Source organism: Pseudomonas rustica, from assembly GCF_018336155.1.
Lineage (GTDB): Bacteria > Pseudomonadota > Gammaproteobacteria > Pseudomonadales > Pseudomonadaceae > Aquipseudomonas > Aquipseudomonas rustica.
This window is the reverse complement of record NZ_JAGYHF010000004.1, coordinates 322,759-338,951: the sequence shown is the minus strand read 5'-3', so window position 1 is coordinate 338,951 and position 16,193 is coordinate 322,759. Positions and strand designations below refer to the sequence as shown.

Here is a 16,193-nt window from a genome sequence, read left to right as displayed (position 1 = left end):
AGCTGCCGAAGGCTGCGATCTTTTGATCTTTATCACCACAACAAAAAAGCCCCCCACCAATCACTCGGTGGAGGGCTTTTATACATCCAGAGCCGTCAAATCAAACCTTAACGATCCAACCCGCTGGCGCTTCGATGTCGCCGGTCTGTACACCGGTCAGCTCTTTATAAAGCTTCTGGGTCACAGGGCCGACTTCTGTCTCGCTGTGGAACACATGCAGATGATCGTTGTAGCTGATGCCACCGATCGGCGTGATCACTGCCGCAGTACCGCAAGCGCCGGCTTCTTTGAAGTCCGACAGCTTGTCGATCAGCACGTCGCCTTCAACCACTTCCAGGCCCAGACGCGATTTCGCCAGTTCAATCAGCGACAGGCGGGTGATGCCTGGCAGAACCGACGGCGAGTTCGGGGTGATGAACTTGTTGTCGTGGGTGATCCCGAAGAAGTTGGCCGAACCGACTTCTTCGATCTTGGTGTGGGTCATCGGATCCAGATAGATCGCGTCAGCGAAGTTGGCTTTCTTGGCTTTCGAGCCCGGCATCAGGCTGGCCGCGTAGTTGCCGCCGACTTTGGCTGCGCCGGTGCCTTGTGGGGCGGCGCGGTCGTAGCTGGAGATCTGGAAGTTGTGCGGGGTCAGGCCGCCCTTGAAGTAGGCGCCGACCGGGATGCAGAAGATCGAGAAAATGAACTCGGGGGCAGTGCGCACGCCGATGTTGTCACCCACGCCGATCACGAACGGGCGCAGGTACAGCGCGCCGCCGGTGCCATAAGGCGGAATGAAACGCTCGTTGGCACGAACCACTTCCTTACAGGCTTCGATGAACTGCTCGGTATCAACGGTCGGCATCAGCAGACGCGCGCAGCTGCGTTGCATACGCAGGGCGTTCTGATCCGGGCGGAACAGGTTGATCGAGCCGTCCTTGCAACGATAGGCCTTCATGCCTTCGAAGCACTGCTGGCCATAGTGAAGAGCAGTCGAGCCTTCGCTGATGTGCAGCACGTTGTCTTCGGTCAGGGTGCCTTTGTCCCACTCGCCATCGCGAAAGTACGACAGATAGCGCTTGTCGGTCTTGATGTAGTCAAAACCCAGCTTGTCCCAATTGATGCTTTCGTTACCCATGACACCCTCTATCACTGAACAACCGTCGAAACGGTTCAAGGCTTCTGACGTTTTTTGGATGGGCACAACAATACTTCATTCTTGAGCGGTTTCGCAGCCCGGACTATCGGATGACAGACAGATAAATCGCGTTGCTCTCAAGAATTCGCGAGCAAGCCCGCTCCCACATTTGAAATGCATTCCCCCTGTGGGAGCGGGCTTGCTCGCGAAGAGGCCATCACAGCCCCCGTAAATTACAGGTGCAACGCATGCCCGAGGGCACGCAACGCCGCTTCCTGCACCGCTTCTCCCAAGGTCGGATGCGCATGGATGGTGCCGCCGATGTCTTCCAGCCGCGCGCCCATTTCCAGGCTTTGCGCAAACGCGGTCGACAGCTCGGATACACCTACGCCCACCGCCTGCCAGCCGACAATCAGATGATTGTCCCGACGAGCGACCACGCGCACGAAGCCGCTTTTCGACTCCAGCGTCATCGCCCGGCCATTCGCCGCGAACGGGAAACTCGCCACAATGCAGTCCAGCCCCGCAGCTTTAGCCTCGTCCGGCGTCTTGCCGACCACCACCAATTCCGGATCGGTAAAGCACACCGCAGCAATCGCCGTCGGGCTGAATTCGCGGGTTTTACCGCTGATCAACTCGGCAACCATTTCGCCCTGCGCCATGGCGCGGTGGGCCAGCATCGGCTCGCCGCTCAAATCGCCAATCGCGTAGACATTGCGCATGCTGGTCTGGCAGCGGCTGTCGATCTTGATCGCCGAGCCGTTCATGTCCAGATTCAGCGCTTCCAGATTCCAGCCCTGTGTATTCGGTTTGCGACCGACGGCGACCAGCACCTGATCGGTTTCCAGGTTCAGCGTTTCGCCCTCTGGGTCACGCACCTGCAATGTGCCGTCGAAACCCATCACGCTGTGTTTCAGGAACAGCTTCACGCCGAGTTGCTTCAGCGCGTCATGCACCGGTTGCGTCAGTTCGGCGTCGTAGGCCGGCAGGATGCGATCCTGAGCCTCGACCACACTGACGTCGGCGCCTAGCTTGCGATAAGCGATGCCCAATTCCAGACCGATGTAACCCCCACCCACCACCACCAGACGTTTCGGCACGGATGTCGGCGCCAGCGCTTCGGTGGAGGAAATGATCGGCCCGCCAATCGGCAGGATCGGCAGATTGACGCTGGTCGAACCGGTCGCCAGCACCAGGTGCTCGCACTGAATACGCGTGTCGCCGACTTCAACAGTCTTGCCGTCGATGACCTTGGCCCAGCCATTGATCACTTGAACCTTGTTCTTCTTCAGCAGGGCAGCCACGCCTGTGGTCAGGCGATCAACGATGCCGTCCTTCCACTCGACACTTTTGGTGATGTCGAGGGTCGGCGCGGCAACGCTGATGCCCAGCGCCGAATGCTGACTGTGATGCCGGGTCTGGTGAAACTGCTCAGCCACATGAATCAGCGCTTTCGACGGGATGCAGCCGATGTTCAGGCAAGTGCCGCCCAGCGATTGGCCTTCGACCAGAATCGTCGGAATGCCCAGTTGCCCGGCGCGGATCGCCGTTACATAACCGCCGGGGCCACCGCCGATGATCAGCAGCGTGGTGTTCAGAGATTGCATGCGCGCCTTACTCCACAAACAAAGTGGCAGGTTGTTCGATCAGGCCACGAATGGCCTGGATGAAGAGTGCCGCGTCCATGCCATCGACCACGCGGTGATCGAACGAGCTGGAGAGGTTCATCATCTTGCGGATCACCACTTGGCCTTTGACGACCATCGGCCGTTCGACGATTTTGTTGACGCCGACGATGGCCACTTCCGGCAGGTTCAACACCGGGGTGCTGACGATACCGCCCAGCGCACCGAGGCTGGTTAGGGTGATGGTTGAACCGGATAGCTCATCGCGACTGGCCTTGCCATTGCGCGCGGCATTGGCCAGACGCGAGATTTCCGTGGCGCTGTCCCACAGGCTGCGCGTTTCGGCGTGACGCACCACCGGCACCATCAGGCCGACATCGCTTTGCGTGGCGACGCCAACATGCACGGCGCCGAGGCGGGTGATGACCTGAGCTTCGTCGTCGTAACGGGCATTCATCTGCGGGAAGTCGCGCAGGGCGACGACCAAGGCGCGGACGAGGAACGGCAGCAAGGTCAACTTGCCACGGCTGGCGCCATGTTTTTCATTCAGGTGCGCACGCAGTTCTTCGATTGCGGTGACGTCGATTTCTTCGACATAACTGAAGTGTGCGGCACGTTGAGTGGCGTCCTGCATGCGCTGGGCGATCTTGCGGCGCATGCCGATCACTTGAATCTGTTCTTCGTCATTACGCTGGGCGTAAGCAGCGGCAACCGGCGCCGAAGCGTTCGACTGACCTTGCGCCAGATAGCTTTCAAGGTCTTCGTGCAACACCCGTCCGGCCGGCCCGGATCCGCGCACCAGACGCAATTGAATGCCCAGATCCAGCGCATGTTTGCGCACGGCCGGGGAGGCGAGCGGGCGTTCGTCTGCTTCGCGAGCAACCATCGGGCCTTGGCAAACCGCAGCCGGACGCGGGGCGGCTGGAGCAGGTTTGCTCTCAACAACGGCCTCAACTTTCGGCGCAACGGGTGTTTCTTTGACGGCAGCAGGCGCGGCCGATTCTTTCAGATTGCCGGCACCTTCAACCTCGATGCTGATCAGCACACTGCCAACCGCCATCACTTCACCCGGCTGACCACCAAGCGCAATCACCTTGCCATGCACCGGCGACGGAATATCGACCATCGCCTTGTCAGTCATCACGTCCGCCAGCACCTGATCTTCAACGACCAGATCGCCGACCTTGACGTGCCACTGCGACAGTTCTACTTCTGCGATGCCTTCGCCGATGTCCGGCATCTTGATAACGTGCGTGCCCATTCAGACCTCCATAACCCGTTTCAACGCCGCGCCCACTCGGGACGGCCCTGGGAAATACGCCCACTCCTGCGCGTGCGGGTAGGGGGTGTCCCAACCGGTGACGCGTTCGATCGGCGCTTCCAGGTGATGGAAGCAATGCTCTTGCACCAGCGACACCAATTCGGCGCCGAAACCGCAGGTGCGGGTGGCTTCGTGAACCACCACGCAACGGCCGGTTTTCTTCACCGACTTGACGATGGTTTCCAGATCCAGCGGCCACAGGCTGCGCAGGTCGATGACTTCGGCATCGACGCCGCTTTCTTCGGCAGCGACTTGCGAGACATACACGGTGGTGCCGTATGTCAGCACGGTCACGTCCTTGCCCGGACGAGTGATGGCGGCAACGTCCAGCGGCACGGTGTAGTAACCGTCCGGAACCTGCGCTTGCGGGTGTTTCGACCACGGCGTTACCGGGCGGTCGTGATGGCCGTCGAACGGGCCGTTGTACAGGCGTTTCGGCTCGAGGAAGATCACCGGGTCATCGTTTTCGATGGAGGCGATCAGCAAGCCTTTGGCGTCGTAAGGGTTGGATGGCATCACGGTGCGCAAGCCGCAGACCTGAGTGAACATCGCCTCGATGCTCTGGCTGTGCGTCTGGCCGCCGTAGATGCCGCCGCCGCAGGGCATGCGCAGGGTCATCGGTGCGGTGAACTCGCCAGCCGAGCGATAACGCAGGCGCGCCGCTTCGGAAATGATCTGGTCGGACGCTGGGTAGACGTAGTCAGCGAACTGAATCTCGGCAACCGGACGCAGACCGTAAGCGCCCATGCCCACGGCCACGCCGACGATACCGCTTTCAGAAATCGGCGCATCGAACACACGCGACGCGCCGTACTTGGTTTGCAGGCCTTCGGTGCAACGGAACACGCCGCCGAAGTAGCCGACGTCCTGACCGAACACGACGACATTGTCATCGCGCTCAAGCATCACATCCATGGCCGAGCGCAGGGCCTGGATCATGGTCATGGTGGTCGTGGTCATGGCGGTTTCCAGCTGAATATTGTTGTTGTGATCGTTCATGTCAGATCCCCAACTGCTGACGCTGGCGCTTCAAGTGCTCCGGCATCTCTTTGTAGACGTCTTCGAACATGGTCGCGGCGCTTGGAATCTGGCCGCCGGCGAGGGTGCCGTACTGTTCGGCCTGTTTCTGCGCGGCAATCACTTCGGCTTCGAGCTCGGCGCTGACGGCAGCGTGCTCTTCGTCCGACCAGTGGCCGACCTTGATCAGGTGCTGTTTCAGGCGGGCAATCGGGTCGCCGAGCGGGAAGTGGCTCCAGTCATCGGCAGGACGGTATTTCGACGGATCGTCGGAGGTCGAGTGCGGGCCGGCGCGGTAGGTGACCCATTCGATCATGGTCGGGCCGAGGTTGCGGCGGGCGCGTTCGGCAGCCCAGGCAGAAGCGGCGTAAACCGCGTAGAAGTCGTTGCCATCGACGCGCAGAGAAGCGATGCCGCAACCGACGCCGCGTCCGGCGAAGGTGGTGGCTTCACCACCGGCGATCGCCTGGAAGGTCGAAATCGCCCACTGGTTGTTGACCACGTTGAGGATCACCGGCGCGCGATAAACGTGAGCGAAGGTGAGGGCGGTGTGGAAATCCGATTCGGCGGTCGCGCCGTCACCGATCCACGCCGAGGCGATTTTGGTGTCGCCCTTGATCGCCGACGCCATGCCCCAGCCGACCGCTTGAATGAACTGGGTCGCAAGGTTGCCGGAAATGGTAAAGAACCCTGCCTCTTTAACCGAATACATGATCGGCAACTGGCGGCCCTTGAGCGGATCGCGCTCGTTGGACAGCAGTTGGCAGATCAGGTCGACCAGTGGCACTTCGCGGGCCATCAGAATGCTTTGCTGACGGTAGGTCGGAAAGCACATGTCGTCGATGTTCAGCGCCAACGCCTGAGCACTGCCAATGGCTTCTTCGCCAAGGCTCTGCATGTAGAACGACATCTTTTTCTGACGCTGGGCGACGACCATGCGGTTGTCGTAGATGCGCGTCTTGAGCATGGCGCGCATGCCTTTACGCAGGATCTCGACCGGCACGTTTTCAGCCCAAGGGCCGAGGGCGTTGCCTTGATCGTCGAGCACGCGAATCAGCCCACGCGCCAGGTCAGCGGTGTCGGCAGGTTCGACGTCGATGGAAGGTTTGCGCACCGTACCGGCATCGGTCAGATGCAGGTAGGAAAAATCGGTTTTGCAGCCTGGACGGCCCGAGGGTTCAGGGACGTGCAGACGCAGCGGTTCATACGCTTGGGTCATGGCTTCTACGCTCGATCTTGTGAATTTCTTGTAGTGAGCTGGCAGTCATTCTTCGGTAGAAGAAATCTTGTCCTACAACAATCATAGGCCGGGCCAAGAAGAATATTTATCTCTGTTTCGTTGCGCTGGAGACGATTTGCAGATAGAAATTCTGCATAAACATAAAAAACAGGTGGTTTTGTCTCATGCGCAAACTGGATCGTACCGACATCGGCATTCTCAACAGCCTGCAAGAGAACGCGCGCATCACCAACGCCGACCTTGCACGCTCGGTGAATCTGTCGCCGACGCCGTGCTTCAATCGGGTGAAAGCGATGGAAGAATTAGGCCTGATTCGCGAGCAGGTGACGCTGCTGGACGCCGATCTGCTGGGGCTGCACGTGAACGTGTTTATTCACGTCAGCCTGGAGAAACAGGTGGAGTTGGCGTTGCAGCATTTCGAAGAAGCGATTTCTGATCGCCCCGAAGTGATGGAGTGCTATTTGATGGCCGGCGACCCGGATTATCTGATCCGGGTGCTGGTGCCGACGATTCAGTCGTTGGAGCGCTTCATGATGGACTTTCTGACCAAAGTGCCGGGCGTGGCGAATATCCGCTCGAGTTTTGCGTTGAAGCAGGTGCGGTATAAGACGGCGCTGCCGCTGCCGGCGAACGGGTTGACGTTGGGGGCGTGATCCCCAAATCAACCCGGATCGAATAAAAGCATTAAGGGGGCGTTATGTAGAAAGTGCGCGTGACGATTGTGGGTTCGAGTGCGTTTTCCTGGAATATGGTTATGCTGTTTTTGCCATATTGAAAAGCTTTTCCAGAACGACCTTTCCAGTTGCCATTGTCGTCGACCTTGGCAATGACTATCGGAATGTCTCCTTCAAATTCATCTATATAAACCGCTCTTGCCCCCGGCTGTCCTGTTCCGGCGAATTCAGGGTCAAGCTGATGAACCGTCGAGCCTTCTTCCGGGTATTCAATAGTGAATGGTATTTGTGGTTCGACATTAAACACCACGGTCGCTTTGCTGGTTGTTCCGTCCTCATAAGTCTGAACCGCGATCCATTTTTTTTCTCCAGCCGATAGGCCTTTAACGTCGATCATCCAATTGTGCGATGTATCAACAGTAGCGTTGCCTATCGGGTGCGAGTCTTCAGTCAGGAGTATGTGAGCCCCTACGGTGCCAGTGCCGTAGGTTGAAAAAATTGATCCCGTTGTTTCACCGTCATGAGGATGGAAGAAGGTCACCGGCAATTTCTCGACAACATTGACCTTAATGGTTGCGCTGGACTTCAACCCGTCATGCGTGATTTGTGTCGCGGTTATGTATTTTTCGCCTGGCGTGAGCTTCTTGTCTGGAAACACATCCCAATACGCGTCACCTACTGGATTTAAGCGGTCGACAACTCCCTCTCCGATGACCTCATTTCCATCCGAAAGCGTAATTTTTGCGCAGCCCTCACCATTTCCGGCGAATCCCACTCCTGGCGAAACATTGGAATCGGGATACGGAGCATAAAAAGAAACCTTAATATGCCCTCTGATAACGCTAAAAGTTACAGACGTGGTTTGGATTGAACCCTCCAAATCCTGCATTACTTTGACCGTTTTTTCACCGAGTGAAGTTACATCGTAGGTAAATAGCCAGTGTCCATAGATGTCGCTTTTACCTTGAGCTATGGATTCGCCATTTTCCGTGGCGATCAGTGTCGCATTGGCCAACGCTTCAATTCTGAACTCGTGGCCAGAAAATACTTCCTCACCCTCTACAGGCTGCTTGATGTGCAACGAGCGGTCAGCACTACAGGTAATGTTCACAATGGCTGATGAAACCTCGCCATTAATAGAGCGTTGCTGTACGGCTATTCGGTGGTTCCCGTCAGGCAGAGGGCCGATCGAGAGGGTGAAATAACCCCAGTCCGCCGTCGCGCTGGCAACGCTTTTACCGTTGATAAACGCTTCGATGATTGCCTCCGGATCGCCTTCGCCATTCACCAGAACATGAGAAAGCACCGAGTCGTTTTCGAGAGGTGAACTGATTTTGACTTCCCTAGTTGTGACGTAGAGGGTAACGGCGTGGCGGGTGACATTTCCAAGCAGGTCGGTCTGGGTTGCAACAATTTTTTTTGCGCCATTGCCAAGCAATGCGAAATCAATGTGCCAAGAGCTATCTTCTGTCACGACAGTGCGACCAATCTCAACGGTGTTTGCCGTCAGGACAACAGTCGCTCCGGTTGTGCCTTTTCCCTGAAACAGGATGTCGTGGTGGACAGTTGCGTGATTTTTGGGAAAAAGGATGGTCACTTCGTCAGCTACTGCGCTCATGAGAAAACTCCTTTTCACTCAATTGGTCGGGAGTTTTGACTCTGCGCAGTGGGCGCTTTGGCGTCTACTGTCAGAAATTACAGGTTCACGGGTGAAAACCAACCGTCTGTCGATCAGAGTTTGTTAAGCGGGATCTTCAGATAAACCACACCATTGTCCTCAGCCGCCGGCAAATTCCCCGCCCGCACATTCACCTGAATCGCCGGCAGCAACAGCGTCGGCATGCCCAGCCCGGCATCACGCTTCGTGCGCATCTCGACAAACGCCGCCTCATCCACCCCGTCATGCACATGAATGTTGCTTTTGCGCTGCTCGCCCACCGTGGTCTGGCACTGCGATTCGCGGCCTTCAGGCGGGTAGTCGTGGCAAACGTAAAGCTTCACGCTCGCCGGGAAGGCCAGCAGTTTGTGGATCGAGTTGAACAGTTGATTGGCGTTGCCGCCGGGGAAGTCGCAGCGCGCCGTGCCGACGTCAGGCATGAACAAGGTGTCGCCGACCAGAATCTGCTCGCCATCAATCAGGTAAGCCATGTCCGCCGGTGTGTGGCCGGGAACATGCAGCGCCGTAGCTTTGAGATTGCCGATGCTGAATGACTCGTTCGGCGCGAACAGGTGATCGAACTGCGAGCCGTCGACGCAGAATTCCGGCTCCAGATTGAACAGCGCCTTGAACACGTTCTGCACTTTACTGATCGACTCGCCGATGGCGATCTTGCCGCCCAGTTCCCGGCGCAGGTAGGGCGCGGCGGACAGGTGATCGGCGTGGGCGTGGGTTTCCAGCAGCCACTGCACTTGCAAGTTGTGCTGGCGGACGAAGGCGATGATTTTGTCGGCTTGTGCGGTGCAGGTGCGGCCGGCGGCGCCGTCGTAGTCGAGCACCGGATCGACGATTGCGCAGTGCCCGCCGTCGGCTTCATAGACCACGTAACTGTAGGTCGAGGAGGCGGGGTCGAGGAAAGCTTCAATCAGCGCGGGCATGGACACAAACCTGTACGAGTGGGCGAAGAGTCATTCGGGGTTGCAACACTTTATGTAAAAACATAATGTTCGCAGCTTAAGTGACGTTGAAGGCATCGTGCAAATGCAATCCAGTCTGACCGAATGTGAAGTCGCCCAATTACGCGCCTCGGCCACCAAGGCCTGTGCGTTGCTCAAGGCGTTGGCCAATGAGGATCGATTGTTGATCCTCTGTCAATTGACCCAGGGCGAACGCAACGTTGGCGAGCTGGAAACCATGACCGGCGTACGCCAGCCGACGCTGTCCCAGCAATTGGGCATTTTGCGCGACGAAGGCATGGTCGCCACTCGCCGCGAAGGCAAATACATTTTTTATGGGCTGGCCAGCCCGGAAGTGATTCAGGTGATGAAGACCCTGTCGGGGCTTTATTGCGGGGCCGTCCTAAAAAGCTGGGAACACCCATAAATGCCAGCCATCACACCATCCCCCCTGTGGGAGCGGGCTTGCTCGCGAAAGCGGTAGATCATTCAACATTAATGTCGACTGACACGACGCCTTCGCGAGCAAGCCCGCTCCCACATTGGTTTTGTGTAATGGCTGACAAAATCCTTGCGTGCAGCAAAAGGAACAAGCAATGAACGATCAACACTGGGGCCCATCCATCAGTGCAGACATCGTGGTTATCGGCGGCGGCACGGCGGGCATCGGCTTCGTCGCCAGTCTGCTCAAGCGTGATCCTGACCTGAAAATCACCGTGATCGAGCCGAGTTCGCAGCACTATTACCAGCCAGCGTGGACGCTGGTCGGCGGCGGTGCTTACGACGCAAAAGACACCGCCAGACCCATGGCCAAGGTGATGCCGCGTCAGGTCAACTGGCTGCAAGCCACCGTCACCGGCATCGATCCCGACAAGCGCCAACTCACCCTCAATGATCAACGCACGGTCAGCTATCAAAACCTGATCGTCTGCCCCGGCCTGCGTCTGGCCTGGGAGACAATCGAAGGCTTGCAGGAAAGCCTCGGTCAGCACGGCGTGACCTCCAATTACAGCTATCAGCACGCGCAATACACCTGGGATCAGGTGCAAAAACTGCGCGGCGGCAAAGCGCTGTTCACGCAACCGGCGATGCCGATCAAATGCGCCGGCGCGCCGCAAAAGGCGCTGTATCTGTCCTGCGATCACTGGCTTAAAAGCGGCGTGCTGAACAACATCAATGTCGAATTCAATCTCGCCGGCGCCGCGTTGTTCGGAGTGGCGACGTTCGTGCCGCCACTGATGAAGTACATCGAGAAGTACAACGCGCAACTGGCGTTCAACTCGAATCTGGTCAAGGTCGACGGCCCGGCGAAAACCGCATGGTTCGAGATCAAGGACGCTGACGGCAACGTCACCCGCGAGGCGAAAACCTTCGATCTGCTGCACGTCGTGCCGCCGCAGGTCTCGCCGGATTTCATCGCGAACAGTCCGTTGGCCGACGCCGCCGGCTGGTGCGAAGTCAATCAACACAGCCTGCAGCACCCGCGTTATCCCGAGGTGTTTGCGCTCGGCGATATCTGCGGCACCAGCAACGCGAAAACCGCTGCAGCAGTGCGCAAGCAGGTCGTGGTTGTTGCGCAAAACCTGCTGGCTCAGCGCAAGCAACAACCGCTGCCGTTGAAGTACGACGGCTACGGTTCGTGCCCGCTGACGGTGGAGAAGGGCAAGGTGATCCTCGCCGAGTTCGGCTACGCCGGTAAGTTGCTGCCGACCTTTCCGTTGGACCCGACGCAGGCGCGACGCTCCGCATGGTTTCTCAAGGCGACGTTGCTGCCGTGGTTCTACTGGAACGGCATGCTCAAGGGCCGCGAATGGCTGACTAGTCTGTCCAAGGTCGACTGAGAAAACCCTATGTTGCTGGCAAGTCTGTTTGGCGTGGTGATGGGGTTGGTACTCGGCTTGACCGGGGCTGGCGGCGGCATTCTGGCGGTGCCGGCGCTGGTGCTCGGGCTCGGCTGGACGATGACGCAAGCGGCGCCGGTCGCGTTGTTCGCGGTGGGCAGTGCGGCGGCGGTTGGAGCTATCGATGGATTGCGCCATGGGCTGGTGCGTTATCGTGCGGCACTGTTGATTGCGGCGCTCGGCGCAGTGTTTTCGCCGCTGGGGATCTACTTCGCGCATCAATTGCCGGAGAAGATTCTGATGATCCTCTTCAGCCTGCTGATGGTCATGGTCGCTTGGCGCATGCTGAGGCGCGAGCGTCAGGAAGAAGGGCCGAGCGATCACGGGCATGGCAGTTGGGGTCAGAAGAACTGCATGCTCGATGAAGAAACCGGGCGCTTCGACTGGACGGCCAAATGCACTGCAACCCTTGCGGCGTTGGGCGCGGTTACGGGCGTGGTGTCCGGGTTGCTCGGGGTTGGCGGCGGGTTTTTGATTGTGCCGGCGTTCAAGCAACTGACCGACGTGCAGATGCGCGGGATTGTCGCCACGTCGTTGATGGTGATCAGCCTGATTTCGGCGATCGGGGTGATCGGATCGTTTCACGCCGGGGTGCGGATTGACGGGCAGGGCGCGGCGTTTATCGTCGCCAGCATTGTCGGCATGATCATCGGCCGCAAGCTGTGCGCGCGAGTGCCGGCGCGGGCGTTGCAGGTGGGGTTTGCCAGTGTCTGTCTGGTGGTGGCGGGATATATGTTGTTGCGTGCTTGAGTATTTGAAGATCAAAAGATCGCAGCCTCGTTTCACTCGACAGCTCCTACATGGAATGCGATTTCTGTAGGAGCTGCCGAAGGCTGCGATCTTTCAGGTTGTTACAACACCAAGTGCGGTAGCCACAGGGAAATGGCGGGAATGTAGGTAACCAGCATCAACACCAGAAACAGCACCGCGTAGAACGGCAGTAGTGCTTTTACCGTGCTTTCAATACTGACCTTGCCCACCGCCGACCCGACAAACAGCACCGCACCTACCGGTGGTGTTATCAATCCGATCCCCAGGTTCACCAGCATGATCATGCCGAACTGCACCGGATCTACGCCAATGCCGAGAATCACCGGCATCAGAATCGGTGTGAGGATCAGAATCAGCGGGGCCATGTCCATCACGGTGCCGAGCAACAGCAGCATGACGTTGATGCACATCAGGATCACGTAGCGGTTGTCTGACAGGGTCAGGAACATCGTGGTGATCTTCGCCGGGATCTGCATCAGGGTCATGATGTAGCCGAAGCTCGCCGCGAAACCGATCAGGATCATCACGATCGAAATCGTCCGCACTGTGCGGTGCATCAGCTTCGGCAACTCACTCCATTTGTAGTCGCGGTAGATGAACATGGTCACGAAAAATGACCAGAGCACCGCGATGGCCGCTGATTCGGTTGCGGTGAAAATCCCGGATAGAATCCCGCCGAGAATGATCACCATCGCCATCAGGCCCCACAGCGCTTCGCCGCAGATTTTCAGCGCCTGGCGCAGCGGGATGACTTCGCCTTTCGGGTAGTTGCGTTTACGCGCGAAAATCAGGCACAGCACCATCAGGCACGCGCTCATCAACAGGCCCGGCACCACGCCGGCCATGAACAGCGAAGCGATAGACACCGTGCCGCCGGCCGCCAACGAATAAAGCACCGAATTGTGGCTCGGGGGTGTCAGCAAGGCTTGCACCGAACCGCTGACCGTCACCGCCGTGGAGAAATCGCGCGGATAGCCTTTGCGCTCCATTTCCGGAATCAGTACCGAGCCCACCGACGCGGTGTCCGCCACTGACGAGCCGGAGATCGCGCCGAAGAATGTCGAGGCCATGATGTTGACCAGCGACAGACCGCCACGGACGAACCCCACCAGCACCCCGGCGAACGCCACCAGCCTGCGCGACATGCCGCCCTCGGCCATGATCGCCCCGGCGAGCACGAAGAACGGAATCGCCAGCAGGGAAAATTTGTTCACGCCGCCAGCGACCTGAATCATCAGCGCCTGAAACGGAATGTCGATCCACCACGCGCCGATCAACGCCGACAACCCGAGGGCGTAAGCGACCGGCATGCCGATCAGGATCAAGGCGATAAAACTGCCCAGCAGAATCAATGCGTCCATCAGGCAGCCCCTTCGTTTTCTTCAACCAGGTCAAAGCGCACCACGCGGCGATTGCTCTGGTCGCCGAGAAAGAGTTTTTCCAGCACAAAAATCAGCGTCAACGCGCCGCCGACCGGGATCGGCATGTAGGTAATGCCCACCCGCAGCGTGGGCAGGGCGCTCATGAACTGGTTCCAGGTCGACAGGCAGAGTTTGCTGCCCCAGATGGTCATGAACAGGCAAATGGTCGCCATCAATACCTGCGAGACAATGCTCATGGTTCTGCGCATGTCGGGCGCCAGGCGATCGGTAATCATCGCGACGGCCATGTGTGCGCCGGCGCGATAACTGGCGGCGGCGCCGATGAAGGTGAAGACCATCATCAGCAGAATGGCGGTGGGTTCCGGCCAGCTGGAGCCAGTGCCGAGGACGTAACGGGCGAATACGCCCCAAGGGATGATCAGGGAAATGGTCAGCACCGATAGACCGGCGACCCAGATGCAGGTCATGTAGATCCGGTCGTTGATGCGCAGCAGCAAATTCTTCATCGGGTTCCACCGTAACCGGGCAGCCGCTGACCTTCGGCGAGGTCAGCGTTGCCGGGCCTTTCGTTGAGGGCTGGGAGGGTTACTGCACGGCTTCGATGCGCTTGATCAGATCGACGTAAGGTGCGCCGTATTTCTCGCGTATCGATGCGGTGGCCTCATAGAACGGTTTCTTGTCGACGGTGATGAACTCGACGCCGGCCGCTTTGAGTTTTTCTTCGCTGCTGGCCGACTTGGCATCCCACAAAGTGCGCTCTTGTGCTTGAGCGGCTTTCGCAGCTTTTTTCACCAGGGTCTGCTGATCGGGGGTGAGTTTTTCCCAAGTGATTTTCGACATCACGATGGGCTCTGGCAGGATCAGGTGTCCGGTCAGGCTGTAGAACTTCGCGTTCTGGTAGTGATTATGTTCGAGCAGGGTTGGCGGGTTGTTTTCCGCGCCGTCGATCACTCCGGTCTGCAGGGCGCTGAAGATCTCGCCGGTGTCCATGGCGATGCCGTTGCCACCCATTGCGTTGATGGTTTCGATGAACATCGGGTTGCCTTGCACGCGGATCTTCATGCCTTTGAGATCTTCGAGTGTGCGCACCGGTTTCTTGGTGTAGATATTCCGTGTGCCGCCGTCCATCCAAGCGAGGGCTACGAGGTTGAATTCCGACTGGGTGATCTTGTCGAGGATTTCATCGCCGATTTCGCCGTCGATGACTTTACGCATGTGCGCTTGGTCGCGAAACACGAAAGGCATGTTGAACACGTTCACGTCAGGTACCACCGGGCCGACGATGCCGAGGCTGACGCGAGCCATTTGAATCGCGCCGACTTGCGCCTGTTCGACCACTTCTTTTTCCGAGCCCAGCACGCCGCCGGCAAACATCTTGAAAGTCAGTTTGCCGCCGCTGTCGGCGACCAGTGTTTTGCCCAGTTGCTCTTCAGCCACCACCGTCGGATAGCCGGCCGGATGGATGTCGGCGAATTTGATTTCCAGTGCCTGAACGGCGCTGCTGAGGGTGAACGCGAAAGGGAGTGCAGCGACGAGCAACGTGCGTTTGAAGTCCATGAGGGGTGTCTCCAGTCTTGTTATTTTTGTGTTCAAGGCACAGCGGTGCAGCAGAGGCGGGTTACAGCAAGTCGTTGAACAGTGGTTCCGGCAGGCCTTTGACGCCGGGGCTCAGGGCGAACACGCCGCCGGCCAGAGATTGCGGATCGTGGTCGTCACCGGGGCGGATCGAGGCGACGAACAAGGTGTCCATCTGGCTGCCGCCGAACGCACACATGGTTGGTTTCTTCACCGGTACAGGCAGTGAGTAATCGAGGCGCCCGTCGGGTGTGAAGCGATGCACGAGACCGGCGTCGTTGGCGCAGATCCAGTAGCAGCCATCGGCGTCCACTGCCGCGCCGTCGGGGCGCCCGCAGTGGTTGTTCATGTCGACGAAGACACGGCGATTCGATGGCGTGCCGCTGTCGGTGTCGTAGTCGAAAGCCCAGATCAACTGCACATTCGGGTGTGAGTCGGACAAGTACAGAGTTTTGCCGTCGGGACTGAAGCCGAGGCCATTGGGGACGATGAAGCCATCAAGTTGCGCTTCGATCGTCCCGGTTGCGCCGGCACCGTAGCGATAGAGCCGTCCTTCGGGCGCATTCAGGCCCATGTTCAACACCATGCTGCCCGCCCAGAAGCGCCCCTGACGGTCGCAGCGACCATCGTTGAGGCGCATTTCCGGGCGTGCGTGTTCAACGCTGGCGAGCCGCTCGGCGTCGAGGCTGCCGTCGGTGTGCGGATGCAAATGAAAGAAGCCGCTCTCCATGCCGGCGATCCAGCCGCCACGCTGGTGCCGGGCGATGCAGGCGAGCATTTCCGGGGCTTTCCAGGCATGCACCTGGCCGGTATCGGCGCTCCAGCGTTGCAGCGCGCCGTTGGGGATATCGACCCAGTACAGCGCATTTTCCTGCGCCACCCAGACCGGGCTTTCGCCCACGGCGTTGCGGGCGTCGACGATCAATTCGGCTTGCATACTCATTCCCTTGGTTT

At 58.7% G+C, this 16,193-nt stretch carries 15 protein-coding genes; 4 read left to right on the top strand and 11 right to left on the bottom strand.

Annotated elements, in window-relative coordinates:
• Window positions 1-100: 100 nt before the first annotated feature.
• From KFS80_RS09490 to KFS80_RS09470, 5 genes are all read right to left on the bottom strand, one after another.
• A complete protein-coding gene (locus tag KFS80_RS09490; protein WP_053121443.1) occupies window positions 101-1,120 on the bottom strand; it encodes a branched-chain amino acid aminotransferase in 1,020 nt (339 codons plus the stop codon).
• A 233-nt stretch (window positions 1,121-1,353) separates the two neighbouring features.
• Entirely contained in the window at window positions 1,354-2,727 is a 1,374-nt protein-coding gene (gene lpdA / locus KFS80_RS09485) for a dihydrolipoyl dehydrogenase (RefSeq protein WP_212544639.1), read from the bottom strand.
• A gap of 7 nt (window positions 2,728-2,734) precedes the next feature.
• On the bottom strand, window positions 2,735-4,006 hold the full coding sequence (locus KFS80_RS09480) for a dihydrolipoamide acetyltransferase family protein (RefSeq protein WP_212544638.1): 1,272 nt from the start codon (window positions 4,004-4,006) through the stop codon (window positions 2,735-2,737).
• Window positions 4,007-5,065: an alpha-ketoacid dehydrogenase subunit beta gene (locus KFS80_RS09475; RefSeq protein WP_008086973.1), complete on the bottom strand. Its 1,059-nt coding sequence runs from the start codon at window positions 5,063-5,065 to the stop codon at window positions 4,007-4,009.
• A 1-nt stretch (window position 5,066) separates the two neighbouring features.
• Window positions 5,067-6,302, bottom strand: coding sequence for a 3-methyl-2-oxobutanoate dehydrogenase (2-methylpropanoyl-transferring) subunit alpha (locus tag KFS80_RS09470; protein WP_007915086.1), 1,236 nt, complete (start codon window positions 6,300-6,302; stop codon window positions 5,067-5,069).
• A gap of 185 nt (window positions 6,303-6,487) precedes the next feature.
• On the opposite strand from KFS80_RS09470, the gene bkdR reads away from it, so the two are divergent.
• Complete coding sequence (gene bkdR / locus KFS80_RS09465; RefSeq protein WP_008086971.1) at window positions 6,488-6,976, top strand: Bkd operon transcriptional regulator BkdR; 489 nt, start codon at window positions 6,488-6,490, stop codon at window positions 6,974-6,976.
• A 31-nt stretch (window positions 6,977-7,007) separates the two neighbouring features.
• Here bkdR and KFS80_RS09460 read toward each other — a convergent pair whose 3' ends face one another.
• Both KFS80_RS09460 and KFS80_RS09455 read right to left on the bottom strand, forming a co-directional pair.
• The gene (locus tag KFS80_RS09460) at window positions 7,008-8,615 is read right to left on the bottom strand and encodes an Ig-like domain-containing protein (protein ID WP_212544637.1); all 1,608 of its coding nucleotides are present in this window, start codon (window positions 8,613-8,615) and stop codon (window positions 7,008-7,010) included.
• 113 nt (window positions 8,616-8,728) lie between these two features.
• Window positions 8,729-9,592, bottom strand: coding sequence for an MBL fold metallo-hydrolase (locus tag KFS80_RS09455; RefSeq protein WP_212544636.1), 864 nt, complete (start codon window positions 9,590-9,592; stop codon window positions 8,729-8,731).
• A gap of 103 nt (window positions 9,593-9,695) precedes the next feature.
• Here KFS80_RS09455 and KFS80_RS09450 point away from each other — a divergent pair, with 103 nt between their 5' ends.
• The 3 genes from KFS80_RS09450 to KFS80_RS09440 all read left to right on the top strand — a co-directional run bounded on the left by KFS80_RS09450 (window position 9,696) and on the right by KFS80_RS09440 (window position 12,261).
• On the top strand, window positions 9,696-10,037 hold the full coding sequence (locus KFS80_RS09450) for an ArsR/SmtB family transcription factor (RefSeq protein ID WP_053121433.1): 342 nt from the start codon (window positions 9,696-9,698) through the stop codon (window positions 10,035-10,037).
• 169 nt (window positions 10,038-10,206) lie between these two features.
• Window positions 10,207-11,451: an NAD(P)/FAD-dependent oxidoreductase gene (locus tag KFS80_RS09445; protein ID WP_212544635.1), complete on the top strand. Its 1,245-nt coding sequence runs from the start codon at window positions 10,207-10,209 to the stop codon at window positions 11,449-11,451.
• Between the two features lie 9 nt (window positions 11,452-11,460).
• The gene (locus KFS80_RS09440; protein WP_053121429.1) at window positions 11,461-12,261 is read left to right on the top strand and encodes a sulfite exporter TauE/SafE family protein; all 801 of its coding nucleotides are present in this window, start codon (window positions 11,461-11,463) and stop codon (window positions 12,259-12,261) included.
• A 101-nt stretch (window positions 12,262-12,362) separates the two neighbouring features.
• Here KFS80_RS09440 and KFS80_RS09435 read toward each other — a convergent pair whose 3' ends face one another.
• The 4 genes from KFS80_RS09435 to KFS80_RS09420 all read right to left on the bottom strand — a co-directional run bounded on the left by KFS80_RS09435 (window position 12,363) and on the right by KFS80_RS09420 (window position 16,176).
• Window positions 12,363-13,643: a TRAP transporter large permease gene (locus KFS80_RS09435; protein ID WP_053121428.1), complete on the bottom strand. Its 1,281-nt coding sequence runs from the start codon at window positions 13,641-13,643 to the stop codon at window positions 12,363-12,365.
• Complete coding sequence (locus KFS80_RS09430) at window positions 13,643-14,170, bottom strand: TRAP transporter small permease (protein WP_053121425.1); 528 nt, start codon at window positions 14,168-14,170, stop codon at window positions 13,643-13,645. The genes KFS80_RS09435 and KFS80_RS09430 overlap by 1 nt, the downstream gene beginning before the upstream one ends.
• Before the next feature lie 79 nt (window positions 14,171-14,249).
• Window positions 14,250-15,221, bottom strand: coding sequence for a TRAP transporter substrate-binding protein (locus KFS80_RS09425; RefSeq protein WP_212544634.1), 972 nt, complete (start codon window positions 15,219-15,221; stop codon window positions 14,250-14,252).
• Window positions 15,222-15,282: 61 nt separating this feature from the next.
• Window positions 15,283-16,176 (bottom strand): SMP-30/gluconolactonase/LRE family protein, encoded by an 894-nt coding sequence (locus KFS80_RS09420; RefSeq protein WP_212544633.1) that lies wholly within the window; start codon window positions 16,174-16,176, stop codon window positions 15,283-15,285.
• Window positions 16,177-16,193 lie beyond the last annotated feature (17 nt).